We start from the raw sequence: 17,428 nt of genomic DNA, 5'->3' as shown, positions 1-17,428 counted from the left end.
TCGCGGCGGACGCTGGATCATTCGGCAGGTCCGTAATCCTGGATCTGCCAGCCGTTCTCGGTCTTCAGCACGACTACTTTCAACAGTGTGGGGAGTTCGCTCGGCTGAGGGTTCTGAACATTCTGGGTCTTCTGGGTGGCGAAGACCAGCACCGTGTATTCCCCCCGGTTCTCGCTGGCGCTGCCGGTGACACTGGTCGCCAGTACGCGTCCCGACGCTTGGACCTTGGCCTGTTCCATGATTTGGGTCAGGGTGGGTTCGACATCGTCGTATCGCTTGACCAACGCATCGCTGGCATTCTCTTTCACTTCGGTAAAGAATGCGCCGGTGTTTTGGTAGCTGTAGGTGAGCGACTTTGTGGTGTAGTCCGATGCTGCCTGCGCTGCCTGCGCTCGTTGTGTGGCAGCGTTCTCCGCGGACGTCTTTGCTTCCCTCATGTCAATGTAGAGGTAAGCAAAGAGGCCGGCCAGCACCGCGAGTGCCACCACGAAAGCGCCGGCGGCCACCGCCTGGACGCGTGCTGATCTCCATCGGTGCCTGGCATCGGACGTCGGGGGGCTTGCCTCGTCCGGGGCGGGACCGTCTTGGGACGTCGCAGATTCTGTAGCACCAGTGGCGTCGCTGCGATCTGCTTTGTCGGAAGCCGCAGTCAGCTTATCCTCAGCGCTGCTGTCCTTGGATTCTGGTCCGTTGTCTTGTGCCGTCATTTGCTGCCTTCTGTGAATGCTGGTGTAGGAGGTATCCATCGGGCGTCAGCGAGGTGATGGCGTGACGGCGATCGGAATCTGCGCCTGCCCCCGATGTGACGCTGGGAATGTTCGAGCCAGAAGATCACCGATCGATCCGAAGTCGATGTATGTGTCTGCGACTTTCGCCGTCGCCGGCTTCACCGCGCGGGTAATGGCGACAATATCGGGCTGGAGTATCTGGATGTAGCCGCTGAGCTTTTCCACTAGCTTCAGGATCGGTGGCCATTTGTCGTAGGACGTAGAAGTGAAAACGATGAACGCACGTTGGATCCTCGCCAAACCGTCGACGGCATCCGGGGTCCGGACCGACGCGGTGCTGAGCACACCGCCCACGTTCGACATAAGGCCCAGGAGGAACTCGGCATTGTCCGCAGTGGTACGGACGGCACCGTCGTCACCGACGAAGTCCACGAGGCGGTGCATCATGTCTCCGATCGTGTCGAGGTCCTTTTGCCGGCCGTCGACTGCCGCCGAGATCGTTTCGTTGATGGACTGAATCGATGCTGGATCGAGCGCGTCCGCCACTGCCGACATTTTCGGGAGCACCTGGGGAACGGATTGCGACACGCGGATGGCGCCGGCGGGCACTAGGTCCCCACTACGCAAGTACTCACTGGTGGTTGTGCCCGGTGGGATGAAATTGATGTATTGTTCTCCCGCGACCGAGAGGTTCTGAATCGTCATGACACTGCCGCGAGGAATCTTATAGTCGGAGTCGATGGACATGTCGACGGCGAGCTGATTACCTGTGACGCGAATAGATGTCACTTTTCCCACCGGCACCCCCTCTAACATTACCGGTGATGTGTCTAGAAGGCCGCCCGAGCTCTCGAGTATGGCCGAGATCGCGTAGTCGGTGCGGAACGGGTTTACCCGTGCCACGTCGATGATCAAGTATGTCGCTCCGACGAGGAGAACGAGGACAAGGGCAACCAGCGATACGAGGGTGCTGCGGATCATGGCATCATTCCGATCGCTCGCAAGACGGTTATGAACGACTCGGCATCACGCCGCGCCAGTTCTCGGCCATCGATAGACACATCGGAGACGTTGATATCTGGCGAGCTGACGAATGGGATGAGCCTTTCGCGTATTACACGAGCCGCCTTGTCGGAAACATCCTTGGAGTAGATGTCCGAGTACGCGATGGACGCGACCACTGGCGCGATCGCGCCCACCGTTTCCTTGATGCGGGAATACTCAGGGTCGACGATACGGCCTGCGGATACCGCGAAGTCGCGCAGATTAGCGATGAGTAGCGCTACGTCAATTAGCGAGTAGCCCAGACCATAAAAGTTCACTCCCCCCTTGGTCAACATTCGGTCTGTACCTGACGGGTCGGCCAGGATCACTTTGAGTGTGCGATCGGCTGACTGCAGGATTACGTCGAGTTTGTCGGTGTTGGCAGACACCTCAGACACGGTGCGCAAGGTCGTGCGGTAGAGCGCATCGAACTGGGCGGGGTCACTCGGAAAAGTCGAGTTCAGCGTCGATATCGCGGTATGGATTTTATCGAGTTCACCCCCGCCCAATACGTTAGCCATACCCCGCATCACGTCCTCGACGTTGGCAGCCGGTTCGGTGCGTGAGAGAGGTATTACCGATCCCGCGCGCAGCAAGCCTTGGGTGGACTGCTGTGCAGGGGGAAGGATGGCCACATAAATCTCGCCCAGGAGAGTGTCTTGGCGGAGTTCCGCGCGCGAATCTTCCGGCAGCTGGGCGTCTTTATCAATTCGGGCAGCAACCAGCGCGTGGCCTCCGTCGTAAGCGACGCTGGTGACGGCACCGAACGTCAATCCCTCGAGAGAGGACTTTGGCACGGGCAGGCAAGTTCAGAGCACTCGTGAACTCGATCTCGATGTCGTAGCCGTCTCGGGCGGATGATCCACCGATGGTCGGCGGGTTGTCAGCACTGATGCTGCAGGCGGCGAGGGCGATAGTCGCTACGAACAGCGTCACGATCGCGGCCGTGACACGACGAAGGTAGCCGTAGATCATCATCGAGGTTGCCCTCCGATCAAGTTGGCGATCGTCGCCGCTTCGTTACCCGTCGCGCAAACGTCCTTGACGGAAGGAGGAGCGCACGCGTTCTTGAGGGCCTGCAGTGGTACAGATATTGCGAATGCCCGCAGGATCGACTTCGCATCTGGATGCTCAACGATGAGGTCAGCTGTTCGAGCGGCGACGGACGCAAGTATGTTTTCTTGCTTGCCCGCTTGCGAGAGGAGGGGAACCGCAGCATCTCCAAGTGAGAAAATAGGTGGCCCGAAGTCAGACGATAGGCGCGACAGGATAGGGACGAAGGTGCCTGCGTACTCTGTTGCGGCGCCGAATGTTTGACCGAAAGCAACAATCACCTCAATTGCGCCTACGAAGTTGTCGAATAGCTGGGTCACCTCAGTACTGTTTTCGGTGGCAACACCGGTTAAGGTGGCGAGATTGGCTACAATCCTGCGTATCTGGCTATCACGCCGGGTCGGATCGTTGATTAGCGTGGCCGAGTCCTGGAGAATGCCGGATATATCACCCTGGGTCCCTTCCATGTTTTTCGAGACGAGTGTAAGTGCCTGAAGAATCGCATCCGTGTTACGTCCGTCGTCCTTGACGAGTTCGTCTGAAAGAGTGCTGATCGCGTCGAGCGTTTGACTAATCCCCAGTGGAGTCCTGGTCTTTTCCAGTGGGATACACTCAGCCGACTTGTAATATTCTCCGCCACGATAGGGATGGGTGAACTCGATTTGTCTTTCGGTGACAATCGAGGTGGACACCAGGGTCGCACCCACATCTGCGGGAAGCGGCACGGTCTTGTCGATCCGCATATCGACACGCACACCTTTCTGTCCCTCCTCGTGAATGCCTACGACCCTGCCCACCTTCTTGCCGAGCATCGCGACGGAATTGCCTTCGTACAGACCTGATGCGTCAGAAAACTCCGCACATAGTGATCGCGTGTCGTCGTCGGCTGTCGCATAGTCGATTCCGACGCCGCCGATCACTACTGCCAGTGTGACAATGGTGGCGATCGGGATCAGATGCCGACGCATCCGCTCCGTCAACATTTGTTATCACCAATCGGGATACAGACGCGGACGGTCGGTTCAGGACTCGCAGGTCCGACCTGCGGAGCATTGAGGAGAATGCTCAGTCTTCTGGTGATCTGATCGACCTGGGCCAGCGCGTCTTGGTAGGCGGGCATCTGGGCCGACACCTTGTTTAGAAGGATCTTAAACTGCTGTACCGATGGTTCTATACCGTCGCGGTACGCGACAAGCGGCCGGGTCAGCAACTTAAAAAGACGACGTAGATAATCGAACCCGCTCTGGACGTTGGCGATGTCTGGTCCAAGGGTGCGGGCAAGGAAGCTGAGCTGGCGTAGGAAGTCCACGAGTACCTGCTTGCGGTTTGCGAGGGCAGCGACATACTCGTCGGACAAAGCCACCGTCTTGTCGAGTTGTGCGTACTGACGCTCCAGCAAGTCCATCAGGCTGCTCGCGTTTTGCAGGGCATCAGGGATATTGGTGTTTCCGTCGGAAAAGGCATCCTGTAGCAACGCCGCCGTGCGCCGTAGATCAACACCACGCACGTCACGGAACACCGGTGTAGATGTCTCCAGGGTGCTGGAAATATCATAGGTGCTGCCTGTCTGCACCAGTGGGATCGCGCCGTCAATGGCCGACGGGCCTGAACCTGGGTCGAGGTCCAATACACGTCCACCGATAGGGGTGAGGAGACGGACGTTCGCCGTCGCGTCCGACCGAACGGCAATCGAGTCATCCAGCCGGAACCGCACGGTGATGAACGTTCCGGTCAGGTCGACCGACGCTACCTTGCCTTTCCTGATCCCGGCGATACGTACCTGGTCGCCAGCTTCCAATCCGCCGGTATTGACTAACTCCGCGCTGTAGATAGTTTGTCCGGGCGGCGAGATATACACAGCTCCGGCGGCGACGAGACCGGCCACCGTGACCATCGTTACGACCCCCGCCAGGATGAGGTCCCGCCGACGCTGCGGGCGGTGATGCGGACGCTTGCCGAAGAAACGGGTCACTGGCACACCACCAGTCGTTGACCCATCAGGGCGATCTGCACTGTTCTCGGTAGGTCGAGCACCCCTCGGGCACACCCTGCCGCCGAGGGCGGGGGAGTCGCGTTGGATGTTGCGGCCAGGGCGTCCAGGAGCGGCTTCAGGAGAACGGCACCATTCAGTAGGCCTTCTGTATCCCCTGGCTCCCGCACTAATCTCTGAAAGATAGCCGCGAAGCTGGTGTCGTAGGTCGACTCGATCTGCTCACCGGCGAGTACAGTCTTTGCCATCGAACGGTTGACCTCTCGCAGCGAGGCCCGCAGTCGATCGCTCACGCGGCTGAACGCATCGACGATTGACCCCAATTTGTCTATCAACTCAACCAGTTCAGCGGAGCGCCCCATCAACTGGTCGGACACCTGCCCCAGGCTCGTCACAATATTGGTGATGATCTCTGAACGCTGGTTCCCGTAATCAGTGATGTTCGCGACTTGCTTCATGACTGGTGCGATACCTCGACCGTCTCCCTGGGCAACCCGTAGAAGGTTCGACTGAAGCTCGTTGATTTCCGCAGTATTCAATGTATCGAATACTGGTTTGAAACTGTTGAATAGTGTCGATACGTCGAAGGACGGGACGGTCTTCTCGAGTGCCACCTGTGTGATCGAGTCCTGGTCGGCGCCTTGTCCGGCATTGATGAGTTCCACATACCGCTGCCCCAGCAGATTTTGGTAACGCACAGCGGCAGTCGTCGCGGGGGTAATCGCGACACCGTCATCCAGTTGGAAACGGACGATCGCTGTTGAGCCCTCGAGATCGACAGCCGTTACATATCCCACTTTCACTCCAGCGAGTCGTACCCCGTCGCGGGGCTTGAGTCCGGAAGCGTCGGCAAACACCGCGGAACGCTGCGAACTGGGTGACCCTTCGTTGGTCGGCTGCAGAATCGCGATGATGACATATGAAAGGACTCCGATGAGAGCGATGAAAGCGACGATTTTAATGATTGTGGGTGTTAGCGACCTCAGAGTCATCGCGTGGCACCCCCCATTCTCAATGCGCCTTGTAGGGCAGGCGACGTCTGGACCACCAGTGCTAGCTGGAGCTGGACCCGTTCGTTGAATTTCGGCAAGGCTTTGTCGATGCCATCGAGGATCTGCGGGATCGTGTACACCGTGCGAACTAGCCCCGAGGCGGATCTGGCGACGGGCCGCGCTAGGTCAAGGCCGACGTCTAACAGCGAACTCAGGGCTGGGTAATTCTTATCGAGCAGGCCGCCGAGCCCACCGAAAAGAACCTTTCCCGTGTCGCCGAGATTACTCTTCGTGCGGTCGATGTTTTGTTGGGTGGCGAAAAAGTCAGCGATATCGACGTTCTTCAAGACGCCAGGGACAAACGGCGTCATGAAGTCGGCGACTCCGGTGGACAGGTTAGCCGCAATTCCTAGGTCCTCCCCGACCGGCCGTTTCTGGACATCTCGCGTGAGTTGCGCAATCTGGAGAACGAGTCTTCCGCTATCAGCCATTGCCTGCGAGTCCTCAACGATGAACCTCACTACCGCTTCAAATGAGGGCTGGTCCAGTGCCTCGACCAGCGTGGAGATCTTGCGAACAAGCGTTGACACCGAGGTCTGTTCAGATTGCAACCTGCTCACGTAGACACTCCCGCCGGAACCGATGGGTGGTCCTTGTCCAGGATCTACGATCTCCAGTGCAGTTGGTCCCAATGCGTTTGACGAGGTGTAGTTCACCGTCATGCCCTGCCGGAGAACTAGGTCGTTACCGGAACCGGTGAGGTTGATTTTGACCGCCGCGCCACGGTCTCGAACCGCGATGCTCGAGACCTCCCCCACGGTGAACCCAAGGTACTTCACATCCGATCCCCCCTTCAATCCGTCGCCTATCGCGTCGGTGTTGATGGTCAACGACGTGTGATCGCTGAAGTCGCCGTTAGCGTCACTTATCAGTAAGTAGGCAGCTATCGCGCCGAGGATCAATAGGGCGACCCCCCGAAGGGCCAGGTTCCCGTGCGACGGCTCGCGTCCGGACGGATCATGAAAGACAGCCACTGAACCCCCTACCCTGAAATCCGTACGCCGGAATCGAATCCCCACATCAGAAGGGTCAAGATCATGTCCTCCACGACGATGACTATGAGGCTCGTGCGGATCGCTCGACCGGACGCTCGACCCACCCCCTCAGCTCCGCCTGTGGCGAAGTAGCCCTGATAGCTATGGATAATCACTACAGAAATGACAAATACAAGAACTTTGATAAGCGAGAAGGCAAGATCCTGAGGTTTGAGGAACTGGTCGAAATAGAAATCGTAAGTGCCGCCGGATTGGCCGTGAACTTGTGTGACGACGAGTTTGGCGGCCCCGAATCCGAGAATAAGCGCGACGATGTACAAAGGAATCACGGTCGTGATCGACGCAACTACGCGAGTGCTGACGACGAATGGAATAGGACGTACCGCCATAGCCTCGAGAGCGTCGATCTCCTCGGAAATGCGCATCGAGCCGATCTCAGCTGTCAACCGGCAGCCGGCTTGTGCTGCGAACCCGATCGCCGCGATCATTGGCGCAAGCTCTCGGGTGTTGGCATAGGAAGAGATGAACCCCGTCAGTGAACCCATCCCTACGAGGTCCAGAGAGGCGTAACCCTGGATACCGATTGAGGCGCCGACGGCGATGCCGAGGATGGCGAGGACGATGGCCGTTCCACCACCGACCAAGACTGCACCTCTACCCCAGGCGAATTCTTGTATGTAGAGCAGGGTTTGGCGTCGGTAGGTGGTGATCACATGGCGGATGCCGAGGACCGCGGCGATCACAAAGGTCGCGACGTGCCCCAAGCGTTCAGGTACGTGTACAACTGGCGCGATCACGGCTTCGACAGGGCGGGTGGCGGCGGAGAACCTCCGGGAGGGAACGGTGGTCACGAGGCGTTTCTCATCCAATAGTTTGGGGGACGAACATGGTTGTTAATTGCGTGATAAAGACATTGATCACGAAGCATGCGACGACGCCCAGTACTACGGTGGCATTTACTGAGGTTGCGACGCCTTTAGGGCCGCCTTTCGTCGACAGGCCGCGGTGACAAGCAATCGTCACCACTACAAGTCCGAACACAAGCGATTTGCATAGAGCGACAACGATGTCTGTTATCGATGCGAACGAAGCGAACGAGGCGACGTAGCTGCCTGGTGTGATGCCTTGGACGTCGACGCTGATGGCGTAGCCCGCCAGCAGCCCGGTGAAGACGATTAGCATGCAGAGCAGCGGCGCGGTGATCAACACAGATACGAACCGGGGCGCTACGACTCGCCTGATCGGATTGAGTCCGAGTGTCTCCATGGCAGCAATTTCTTCGCGAATCGTTCGAGCACCCAAATCAGAGGCAATCGCTGATCCGGCCGCGCCCCCGAGTAGGAGGGCGGTAACGATGGGCGCTCCCTGTTGAATAATCCCGAGGCCACCAGCGGCGCCAGCTATTGACGTGGCCCCAACTTGCTGAGTGAGGCTACCCACCTGTACTGACACGATGACACCGAATGGCACAGCTACGAGAATCGCCGGCAGAGTTGTCACGACGATGACGAACCAGGTTTGCGATACGGCTTCGCGAAACGGAAATCGTCCTGTAGCAATGTCTACTGCTACCCACCGCAGGGCCTGACCAGCCAAGCCGACGGTGTTACCAAAAGTGGCAGCGCCGTCTAGCAGACGGTTGACGCCTGTGCCGGTGGTGATGGCCATCTCCCCCCCTAGTGCGCGTGGTGTGCGCCACTCCATTCGCGTGTGCGTAATGGACAGTATCAGGTACTGGCAGTATTACCTATAGTGGTGAGCACAGACCGTGTTCGGGACCGGTTCCCACACCTCATCGATCCCCCCGCACCCTGTTGCGTAGGTGGCGGGCTGAGTTAAGGACAACGATCAGAGATGACCCCCGAAGCAAGACTGCCGGCACACTCGTCCCAGTGCATGGGCTGCGGAAGCAGCAACCCCCACGGACTTCAACTTGAGGTCTACCGGAGCGGCGAGCGGGTGTACGCCGATCACACCTTCGACGAGAAACACCTCGGCGCGCCCGGGTTGGCGCACGGTGGCGCGATCTCGGCCGCCTGCGACGACATCATGGGTTTCACCCTGTGGATCGCGCGGACCCCCGCGGTGACCCGCACCCTGACCGTCGAATACCGCCGGCCGGTCCCGCTGCACACTCCCATACGTCTCACTGCCTGGATTGACCACGAGTCGGATCGCCTACTGCACATCGCGGCCGCCGGATCGTTCGATGAGCAAACGTACTTCACCTCTAGCGGTGTTTTCGTCAAGGTCGACGTTGCTCACTTTCGACGTTATGCCGACGTATCAACAATCGATGACTTCTTCGCCAACTTCACGCGGTCAGACTGACGCCGCACGCGTCTCCGTTCTGCGCGCCGCCAACTCTGCGAGGTACGCGACCACGTTCGGCGATCCACCGCCAGCGGTCAGGCTGCGACGGTCAACAGGGCTGGAACTGCAAACGCTCGGCCTTCCACTGCCGGTTCAGTAGCGACAGGAAAACAACACCGCAAGGACCGGCTTGACCGCGAGGGTCAGGCCGAGCGGATTGCCCGCCCACCAGTCGCGGCGCTGCAGCATCAGGCTCGTACACAGCGGCTGAACCATAACGGTCACCGGCAGCACTGTTCTCACAGGATTGAGGGGAGGGCGGCGAGCTCCCTCGAATGTGCAGCTCTCTTCCTTCCGTCCTGGCTACAGTTGAACCGCCCCGGGTCTGTCGGAGGCTCTCGAACCTGTGAAGGATGGAGAGCATGGCAGCACCACGCAAGTACAGTGAGGAACTCAAGGACCGGGCCACCCGGATGGCATGTGAAGCGCGACAAGATCCCGATTCGTCGAGAGGTGCGATCAAGCGGATCGCCGATCAGCTCGGAGTCCATCCCGAGGCGTTGCGCAATTGGGTTCGTCAGGCCGAGATCGACGGCGGGGTCCGCCCGGGCACCACGAGTGAGGACGCTGACCGCATCGCGGCGTTGGAGCGGGAGAACCGTGAACTGCGGCGAGCGAACACGATCTTGAAGCAGGCTTCGGCTTTCTTTGCGGCGGAGATCGACCGCCCACAGCGCTGATCGTGGAGTTCGTCGCGGCTCACCGCGATGAACACGGAGTCGATCCGATCTGTGCGGCATTGCGCGATACGTCCGCCCAGATCGCTCCGTCCACGGTACGAGCCCACCTGAGCCCCCAGAAGACCGAGGCGCCTCGTGTGGTGCGTGACCGGGAGCTCCTTACCCAGGTCCGCGCGGTGCATGCCGACAACCTCGGCGTCTACGGTGCCCGCAAGGTGCATGCCCAATTGCGCAGACAGGGCCATAGTGCTGCCCGCTGCACCGTCGAGCGATTGATGAAAGCCGATGGGCTGCAAGGGATAGCGAGACTCAAGACACGCAAGACCACGCGCAGCGAGGGAGCTGAAACACCCCGGCCGGCTGACCGGGTCAACCGTCAGTTCACCGCGGCGGCACCGAACGCGTTGTGGGTGGCGGACCTGACCTACATCCGCACCCACTCGGGCTGGGTGTACGCGGCGTTCGTCCTGGACGTGTTCTCGCGGATGGTCGTCGGCTGGCAGGTCTCGACCACCATGCACACCGACCTCGCCCTCGACGCCCTGAACATGGGATTGTGGGCACGGTCGCGTGCCGGCCACGACGTGGCCGGGCTGATCCACCACTCCGACCGCGGAGTGCAATACCGAGCCATCCGCTACACCGAACGACTGGCCGAAGCCGAAGCGGTGACATCTGTTGGCTCCAAAGGGGATTCATACGACAACGCGATGGCTGAGGCGTTCAACTCGCTGTTCAAAGCCGAATGCATCCGTAACCCCGTGATGCGCCCGCGAGGCGGCTGGGCAGGTGTGGGCGAGGTCGAGATCGCCGTCGCTGAGTACGTCGAATGGTTCAACCACCGCCGCCTGCACGGCGAGATCGGACACGTCCCACCCGTCGAGTACGAGAGCGCCTACTGGTCGACCCACACCGTCACCAGCTACCGTGAGAACCCGGTCCCCGCAAACGCTGGAACCAACTAACCGAGCCTCCAGCAAACCCGGGGCGATTCAAGTCGCTACGACTCGCGGTAGTACTAGGTTGGCCGACTGTTTAGGCCAGTGCGAGGAACAGTTTCTCAAGCTCCGCTTCCGTGAGCGGTGGCTGCTCGCCATCTTACGGTCGCGATGCATTGACGCATCCCTGATTAGTCCGGATGGTCCACCGCCAGTCCGGGAACTCGGTCTCGAGCCGTTCGATCCGCTCGGCCGACAACCGGCCCTTGCGGTAGTCAGCGCTGCGGCTCTGCACCCAGGTGCCGATCGCGAATCCGTCAATGACATCGCGCCGGCGGGCGTTGCTGGTGCCGTACACCGCGACGTAGCGGTGCAGGTGCTCGAGCCCGGCCTCGAACCGCCCATCGCCAATAGATTCAGCCACGACAGCTCACGAGTGTGTTCGACGTTGCCGTAACGGGAAGACCGCGCTCAAGTGCGGTCATCACTGGAATGTAGCGCGGCGAACCCCACCTAGTGTCCTGAGTCATTAATTTCCGTTCGGTTGTTAGGCTAGGGAATGGCAACCCGGGGTCCGCGAGCAGTGGATATTGTTCTGACTGATGACGAGCGCCGTGAGCTCGAAGGGTGGGCGCGTCGGCGAACGACGGCCTCGGGTTTGGCGATGCGCTCACGAATCGTTCTCGCCGCCGCTGATGGCGGTTCGAATACTGAAGTGGCACAACGACTCGGCCTCAATCGCAGTACCGTGCGGCGCTGGCGAGGCCGGTTCGTCGAGCACCGCTGCGAGGGGTTGCTCGACGAACCCCGGCCTGGGCGACCTCGCACCGTCGACGACGAGCAGATCAAAAACTTGATCACCGCGACTCTCGAGACCACTCCGAAGAATGCGACACACTGGTCGACGCGGGCGATGGCCGAGCATCTCGACATGTCACAGTCAACCGTGTCGCGTGTGTGGCGGGCGTTCGGATTGGCTCCGCACAAACAGGATTCGTGGAAGCTGTCGAGAGATCCCTTGTTCACCGAGAAGGTCCGCGATGTCGTCGGGCTCTATATGAACCCACCCGAACGTGCCCTGGTGCTTTGCGTTGACGAGAAGACCCAGATCCAAGCTCTCGATCGCACCCAGCCGATCTTTCCCATGCTCCCGGGCACCCCGCAACGGGCCAGCCACGACTATGTGCGCAACGGCACCTCCAGTCTGTACGCGGCGTTGGACATCGCGTCGGGAAAAGTGATCGGTTCGCTTCACTCACGGCATCGGGCAACAGAATTCATCGGGTTTCTCCGCAAGATCGACGCCGAGGTGCCCGACGAGCTCGACGTCCACCTGGTCATGGACAACGCCTCTACCCACAAGACGCCCGCGGTCAAACGATGGCTGACCTCGCACCCACGATTCGTTGTCCACTTCACCCCGACGAGCTCATCCTGGATGAACCTCGTCGAACGCTGGTTCGCCGAACTGACCACCAAGAAGCTCCAACGCTCCCCCCACCGCACCGTGAGAGCGCTCAACGCCGACATCAGAGCATGGATCGAGACCTGGAACGACAACCCCCGCCCCTACGTGTGGGTCAAGACCGCTGACCAGATCCTCGACTCCATCGCCCACTACTGCACACGAATTAATGACTCAGAACACTAGCTGCCTACGCCGAGGCGGCTCGTATGTCGCAGCCCGAACTGGTGGCTGCGTTGCGAGATCTGCTCGGCGCGCGGCTGGTCGCCTACCTGGGTCGGGTGAGCGAGACCCGGGCGGTGCGGCAATGGGCTGACGGCACCCGCACCATCGCCAACCCCGAGGACGTCGAACGGCTCCGGATCGCCTACCGCGCCGCCCGCCTGATCACCGAACGCGACACCCCCGCCGTCGCACAAGCCTGGTTCCAGGGCCTCAACCCGGTCCTCGACGACCGGGCGCCGGCATTGCTGTTGCGCGACGGCGAGCTCGCCGACGTCGGACCGCAAGTACTCGCCGCCGCCCGCCAATTCGCCGCGGTGGGATGAACCAACCACAGCCTTCGACGATCAGCACCCCGCACGGCCCGATCACCACCAGCATCCGGACTGCCACGCCCATATATCGAGTCGGATACGCGCCCAGCCCGTGGGAGTGGACACCATGGGAGTACGCCACCGACGACCGCTTCGCCGGCCGCTGGGACGACCCCGACGGGGGTGTGGCGCACCTTGTACTGCGCCGACACTCCCCTGGCCTGCTACCTCGAAGTCCTCGCCTTCGCCCGACCCAGCCCACAACTGATCGCCGAGCTCGACGACATCGTCGTCGACGAGGAAGACGAGCAGGACTACCCCGCGCTGCCGCCCGGCCACGTTCCGCGATCGTGGTGCGATCTACGGATGATCGGTCACGGCACCCTGACCGGACGGTTCGCGGTGCCCGCCGACCCGGACAGCCTCGCCACCCTCCGGACGGTGTTTCGGCCGCTCGCGATCCGCTACGGGCTCGATGACCTCGACACCGCCGCGTTGCGGGACGGCCGGCCCCGCGGGCTCACCCAGGCCATCTCCCGCTGGATTTACGCCCTCACCGACCACGGCCATGCAGCGGTCGACGGGATCGAGTTCGACTCCCGACACGGCGACCAGCTGCGCATGTGGGCGCTCTATGAACGCGCCGCCGACCCCGACATCAGCCCCCACATCGACGTTGTCGATCACTGCCCCATCGACGCCGCGGATCCACAATTGGCCCGCGCCCTGACGCTCCTCGGACTCGAGTGGACCCCCGCGTAGACCGGACTGAAAAGGCCGTGCCGCAATGTCGAACGAGTATGAGTCTGGCTCGACCAGCCGTGGTGACTACGATCGTCTCTTCGAGACCGGGATAGCGAACCTGCACCGCTACGCCGCCCACACCGGTGGACGCCGATTCCCGGCCTCGTCTCAGCCGTGGTGCCCGCCCGGCAGTTGCGCCAGTTCACGATCGTCGGCTCCCTGGTCGACCAACCTCTTCCGGGTCCGCTCCAGCCACGTACGGGCCCACCCCGGGTCGGCCGCGGTCAGCATCCGATACTGCTCCGCCCAGATCCGGCGCAGATAGTCGGGCGCGCCGGGCGAGTGCAGCCGATACGACGCCGCTTCGGCGATCGCCACCGCAACCCAGCTCAGGAACTCCTCTGGATCGCTGGACTGCCGGTCGAACATCACCGTGCCGCGTTCGCGAATGATCAAGTGCCACACACCGTCCGAGTCGCGCACGCACGAGGGCGTCGCGTCGTCGAGGATGTGACCCAGGCGAGGCACATCGGACGGCTCCGCCGACATCGTCGCCGCGAGATCGGCTATCCGGCTGCGCATCTCGGGGTCGAGCTGGTCGTCGGCGCCCGACGTCATCCGGGGAAGACGCTCTCGAGCACACCCGAACACAGCAACCACTGGGTGTTGACGAAACCGCCTGTCTCGTTGAAACATCCGCGATGGTCCTCGATCAACCCGGGATCGAGGAGCTGCTGGTCGATCTGATATTGAATGCCGCCGCCCGGCTGACCGAAGCCCTTGGCGATACGTCCGGTCCACACCTTCACCGAGCGCATGACCACGTACACGTGGTAGTTGCAGAACTGAGGGTTGTCTTTGTCGACGAGGTTCTCCGGCGGAAGCGCCCGCCTCTTGTAGTGCGTGCCCGCGGGGGCCAGGAAGCGACCATTGGCGGGACCATAGCGATCTATCCGCTTGTTCGGGTTGAGGGTGGTCAGCGACTTCTTGGCGGACCCGTCGGGGTTCAGCGTGTATCCGTCGTGGTCCGGATAGTCCCACTTGTCCCCTTTCCGATACGTCTGCAGGAACTCGCTCGGACTCAGACCCGCGAGCCGGTCGTAACCCCTCAACTGCGGACCCACCGGGGCATCGGTCGCCAGAATCTTCGGACCGAACAGTTCGTCGTTGTACAACAGCTGTGCGGAACATCCACCCGCCTCCGGCCCGCCCAGCGATCCGAAATCCAATGCGCCCAAAGGGTTCGGCGCGGCGGCCGCCACCCCTCCCCCGGAGAGTGCCAGCGTGACACTGATGAGGGTGGCAAGCAGAGCATGGCGACGTTTCATGGCCGCGCCTTTCGATGGGTCCGTCGGAATCACGCAGTGCGGAAACTAACCGATCGGCGTCGCCGCGTGGTCTGAACTGCGAAGTTCCGGCACAGATTCGAGCGGTACCCCCGGAATGCCTACCGCCGACGGTGTTCCGACGGCGGGATGCCGTAGCGCTTCTTGTACGCGGCCGCCAGCCGACTGGGGCTCGAAAAGCCCCATCGCGCAGCAACTTCGGCCACCGTGTCGGTGTTGTCCGCTTCGGTGAGGTCGTGGTGAGCCCGGTCGAGTCGGATGTCCCGTAGCGTCTGGGTCGGACTCGCACCGACGTGTTCGGCGAAGCCCTCCTGCAGCCGCCGGAGGCTCGAGCCGCCCAGTTCGGCCATGTCCGCCAGACGCCAGTCGCGTCCCGGATCGTCATGCAATGCGTCGAGCACACGCTTGACCATCCGCGGGCGCAGACCGGTCCCCGCCTCTTCCGGAGAGACAGCGAGGAGGAACGCGCTGCTGATCGCGCTCGCCAGCTGCGGTCCGACCAGTGGGTTCGACAGGAGGTCGGCGGGTTCGCGCACCTGGGCCGACAACGCGCGCACGAGCCCGAACCACGCCTGCTGGTCGGGTCCGGCGAGATCCAGCTGATCGGGCAGCCGCAACTGTGAACGCAGCGCCGACGCCCGGACCCGGTCGGCCTCGCATTCGAGGTAGTCGGCGTCGAACTTCACCCCGACCACGACACAGTCCGCGGACCACCGGGTGATCGTCGACGGGCGATCCGCGGTGAAGACCGTGGCCTTGCCTTCCTCCGACGTCGTCTCCACCGACCCGGCGCGCGAGTCCAGGACACCGCGGATCGGGATGTTGATCTCGTAGGCACCCGGGTAGTCGCAGGAGATGGAGACGTTGGTTCCCCAGTTGAGCTTGCCGATCGTGACCGGTCCCAGCTCGACGGTCTGCAGGTTCAGATTCAGCTGATCCGGCGACGACAGCGCGGTCAGCTCATGCGGGAAGTACACCTCTTCGACGGCACGATGCGCCGTCTCCCAGTCGCTGGTCGATGTCGTGCTCCGCATGGACTTCTTCCTCGTACTCCGGTCGCGCAGGGTCGTGCATCTCGATTCAACCCGGTGACACACGACACTCGCCACCCGGTTCGGAGACTGCGATCACATTGCCGCGCGATCGGTGCCGCCGACGCGCGAAGCGTATCGACCGCCCGGTCGGCGGTCCCTAATGTCACCTCGCACCGGGTCGCCGACAACCTGCCGGCCGCCGCCCCCGGCTCTCGAGACGAACACAGCGGAGGAACCCATGACCAGCACCATGTCGTGGATCGACGACATCACGATGACCGAACTCGAACGCAACCCCTACCCCGTCTACGAACGGCTTCGCGCCGAGGCGCCGCTCGCCTATGTCCCGGTTCTCGGGTCGTACGTCGCGACGACCGCGGACATCTGCCGGTCGATCGCCACCAGCCCCGACTTCGAGGCGGTGATCACCAAGGCCGGCGGCCGTACCTTCGGACACCCGGCAGTGATCGGGGTGAACGGTGCGATCCACGACGACCTACGGTCGATGGTCGATCCAGCCCTGCAACCCCAGGAGGTCGACCGGTGGATCGACGACCTCGTCCGGCCGATCGCCCGCCGGTACCTGAGCGACTTCGAGGACGTGGGGCGCGCCGAACTCGTCGGCCAGTACTGCGAACCCGTCAGCGTGCGCGCGCTCGGCGACCTTCTCGGCCTTCAGTCGGTGAGTTCGGACAAGTTGCGCGAATGGTTCCACAAACTGTCGGCGTCGTTCACCAACGCGGGAGTCGACGAGAACGGCGAGTTCACCAACCCGGACGGCTTCGCCGAGGCCGACGCCGCGAAGCTGGAGATCCAGTCGATCGTCAATCCGCTGATCGACAACTGGATCGAGAATCCCGACGACAGCGCGATCTCCCACTGGTTGCACGACGGTATGCCCGAGGGACAGACGCGCGACCGCGACTACATCTACCCGACGCTGTACGTGTACCTCCTCGGAGCGATGCAGGAGCCTGGCCACGCCATGGCCTCCACACTGGTCGGCCTCTTCAGCCGGCCGGACCAATTCGAGCAGGTCGTCGACGAGCCGAACCTGATCCCGCGCGCGATCTCGGAGGGCATGCGGTGGACGTCACCGATCTGGTCGGCCACGGCCCGGATCAGTACGAAGGACGTCGAGGTCGCGGGCGTCGACCTACCGGAGGGCTCAGTGGTCCTGATGTCGTACGGTTCGGCCAATCATGACCACTCCGTCTACGAGGCACCGTCGGACTACGACATCACCCGACCGCCGTTGCCGCATCTCGCATTCGGTGCCGGCAACCACGCCTGCGCAGGAATCTACTTCGCCAATCACGTGTGCCGGATCGGACTCGAGGAGCTGTTCGAGTCCATCCCGAACCTCGAGCGCGACAACAGCAGCAACGTCGAGTTCTGGGGTTGGGGTTTCCGCGGGCCAACGTCACTGCACACGGTGTGGGAGGTGTGA

The 17,428-nt window shown here is 61.8% G+C and carries 20 protein-coding genes and 1 other annotated feature; of the genes, 6 read left to right on the top strand and 14 right to left on the bottom strand.

The genetic code is table 11. The features are described from left to right. Positions 1-17 precede the first annotated feature (17 nt). The 9 genes from QAD21_RS00435 to QAD21_RS00395 all read right to left on the bottom strand — a co-directional run bounded on the left by QAD21_RS00435 (position 18) and on the right by QAD21_RS00395 (position 8,458). Complete coding sequence (locus QAD21_RS00435) at positions 18-746, bottom strand: hypothetical protein (protein ID WP_223258800.1); 729 nt, start codon at positions 744-746, stop codon at positions 18-20. Between the two features lie 6 nt (positions 747-752). Beyond that, positions 753-1,709 carry an MlaD family protein gene (locus QAD21_RS00430; RefSeq protein ID WP_004023297.1) on the bottom strand — a complete coding sequence of 319 codons (957 nt, stop codon included), beginning with the start codon at positions 1,707-1,709 and terminating at the stop codon, positions 753-755. Next, entirely contained in the window at positions 1,706-2,569 is an 864-nt protein-coding gene (locus tag QAD21_RS00425) for an MlaD family protein (RefSeq protein WP_280360363.1), read from the bottom strand. Before QAD21_RS00425 ends, QAD21_RS00430 begins: the two co-directional genes overlap by 4 nt. Positions 2,570-2,746: 177 nt before the next feature. Then, on the bottom strand, positions 2,747-3,808 hold the full coding sequence (locus QAD21_RS00420) for an MlaD family protein (protein ID WP_004023295.1): 1,062 nt from the start codon (positions 3,806-3,808) through the stop codon (positions 2,747-2,749). Beyond that, positions 3,802-4,797 carry an MlaD family protein gene (locus tag QAD21_RS00415; RefSeq protein ID WP_004023294.1) on the bottom strand — a complete coding sequence of 332 codons (996 nt, stop codon included), beginning with the start codon at positions 4,795-4,797 and terminating at the stop codon, positions 3,802-3,804. Before QAD21_RS00415 ends, QAD21_RS00420 begins: the two co-directional genes overlap by 7 nt. Next, positions 4,794-5,807 carry an MlaD family protein gene (locus QAD21_RS00410; protein ID WP_004023293.1) on the bottom strand — a complete coding sequence of 338 codons (1,014 nt, stop codon included), beginning with the start codon at positions 5,805-5,807 and terminating at the stop codon, positions 4,794-4,796. The genes QAD21_RS00415 and QAD21_RS00410 overlap by 4 nt, the downstream gene beginning before the upstream one ends. Next, on the bottom strand, positions 5,804-6,841 hold the full coding sequence (locus tag QAD21_RS00405) for an MlaD family protein (protein ID WP_004023292.1): 1,038 nt from the start codon (positions 6,839-6,841) through the stop codon (positions 5,804-5,806). The genes QAD21_RS00410 and QAD21_RS00405 overlap by 4 nt, the downstream gene beginning before the upstream one ends. An 8-nt stretch (positions 6,842-6,849) precedes the next feature. Further along, entirely contained in the window at positions 6,850-7,713 is an 864-nt protein-coding gene (locus tag QAD21_RS00400; RefSeq protein WP_014928961.1) for an ABC transporter permease, read from the bottom strand. 10 nt (positions 7,714-7,723) lie between these two features. Continuing rightward, positions 7,724-8,458, bottom strand: coding sequence for an ABC transporter permease (locus QAD21_RS00395; RefSeq protein ID WP_033206584.1), 735 nt, complete (start codon positions 8,456-8,458; stop codon positions 7,724-7,726). Between the two features lie 258 nt (positions 8,459-8,716). On the opposite strand from QAD21_RS00395, the gene QAD21_RS00390 reads away from it, so the two are divergent. After that, positions 8,717-9,193 carry a PaaI family thioesterase gene (locus QAD21_RS00390; RefSeq protein ID WP_004023289.1) on the top strand — a complete coding sequence of 159 codons (477 nt, stop codon included), beginning with the start codon at positions 8,717-8,719 and terminating at the stop codon, positions 9,191-9,193. 135 nt (positions 9,194-9,328) lie between these two features. Here QAD21_RS00390 and QAD21_RS00385 read toward each other — a convergent pair whose 3' ends face one another. Further along, positions 9,329-9,478, bottom strand: a complete 150-nt coding sequence (locus QAD21_RS00385) for a hypothetical protein (RefSeq protein ID WP_156524372.1) — start codon at positions 9,476-9,478, stop codon at positions 9,329-9,331. 119 nt (positions 9,479-9,597) lie between these two features. Between QAD21_RS00385 and QAD21_RS00380 the strand changes: the two genes are divergently transcribed. Then, positions 9,598-10,880, top strand: a protein-coding gene (locus tag QAD21_RS00380) for an IS3 family transposase (RefSeq protein WP_280360362.1) whose coding sequence is annotated in 2 segments (ribosomal slippage) — positions 9,598-9,886 and positions 9,886-10,880 — 1,284 coding nt in all. Because the reading frame shifts where the segments join, the coding sequence is not laid out codon by codon here. Further along, positions 9,876-10,004, top strand: a sequence feature (AL1L pseudoknot). (Overlaps the previous gene by 129 nt.) Before the next feature lie 133 nt (positions 10,881-11,013). Here the strand turns inward: QAD21_RS00380 and QAD21_RS00375 are convergent. Continuing rightward, positions 11,014-11,277 carry a helicase associated domain-containing protein gene (locus tag QAD21_RS00375; protein ID WP_004022477.1) on the bottom strand — a complete coding sequence of 88 codons (264 nt, stop codon included), beginning with the start codon at positions 11,275-11,277 and terminating at the stop codon, positions 11,014-11,016. A gap of 135 nt (positions 11,278-11,412) precedes the next feature. On the opposite strand from QAD21_RS00375, the gene QAD21_RS00370 reads away from it, so the two are divergent. The 3 genes from QAD21_RS00370 (at position 11,413) to QAD21_RS00360 (ending at position 13,616) form a co-directional block, all read left to right on the top strand. Beyond that, on the top strand, positions 11,413-12,504 hold the full coding sequence (locus QAD21_RS00370; RefSeq protein ID WP_068884350.1) for an IS630 family transposase: 1,092 nt from the start codon (positions 11,413-11,415) through the stop codon (positions 12,502-12,504). A gap of 23 nt (positions 12,505-12,527) precedes the next feature. Further along, entirely contained in the window at positions 12,528-12,866 is a 339-nt protein-coding gene (locus tag QAD21_RS00365; protein ID WP_033204248.1) for a hypothetical protein, read from the top strand. A 171-nt stretch (positions 12,867-13,037) separates the two neighbouring features. Then, positions 13,038-13,616 (top strand): RES domain-containing protein, encoded by a 579-nt coding sequence (locus tag QAD21_RS00360; RefSeq protein WP_231896066.1) that lies wholly within the window; start codon positions 13,038-13,040, stop codon positions 13,614-13,616. Between the two features lie 150 nt (positions 13,617-13,766). Here QAD21_RS00360 and QAD21_RS00355 read toward each other — a convergent pair whose 3' ends face one another. The 3 genes from QAD21_RS00355 to QAD21_RS00345 all read right to left on the bottom strand — a co-directional run bounded on the left by QAD21_RS00355 (position 13,767) and on the right by QAD21_RS00345 (position 15,978). Then, the gene (locus QAD21_RS00355; protein ID WP_004020847.1) at positions 13,767-14,216 is read right to left on the bottom strand and encodes an Imm63 family immunity protein; all 450 of its coding nucleotides are present in this window, start codon (positions 14,214-14,216) and stop codon (positions 13,767-13,769) included. Continuing rightward, positions 14,213-14,926 (bottom strand): TNT domain-containing protein, encoded by a 714-nt coding sequence (locus QAD21_RS00350; protein WP_004020848.1) that lies wholly within the window; start codon positions 14,924-14,926, stop codon positions 14,213-14,215. Before QAD21_RS00350 ends, QAD21_RS00355 begins: the two co-directional genes overlap by 4 nt. 119 nt (positions 14,927-15,045) lie before the next feature. Beyond that, a complete protein-coding gene (locus tag QAD21_RS00345) occupies positions 15,046-15,978 on the bottom strand; it encodes an AraC family transcriptional regulator (RefSeq protein WP_280360361.1) in 933 nt (310 codons plus the stop codon). 238 nt (positions 15,979-16,216) lie between these two features. Between QAD21_RS00345 and QAD21_RS00340 the strand changes: the two genes are divergently transcribed. Further along, positions 16,217-17,428: a cytochrome P450 gene (locus QAD21_RS00340; protein WP_280360360.1), complete on the top strand. Its 1,212-nt coding sequence runs from the start codon at positions 16,217-16,219 to the stop codon at positions 17,426-17,428.

Source organism: Gordonia sp. SMJS1, from assembly GCF_029866425.1.
In the GTDB taxonomy this organism is placed as follows: domain Bacteria; phylum Actinomycetota; class Actinomycetes; order Mycobacteriales; family Mycobacteriaceae; genus Gordonia; species Gordonia hongkongensis.
This window is presented reverse-complemented; position numbering and strand designations above follow the sequence as displayed.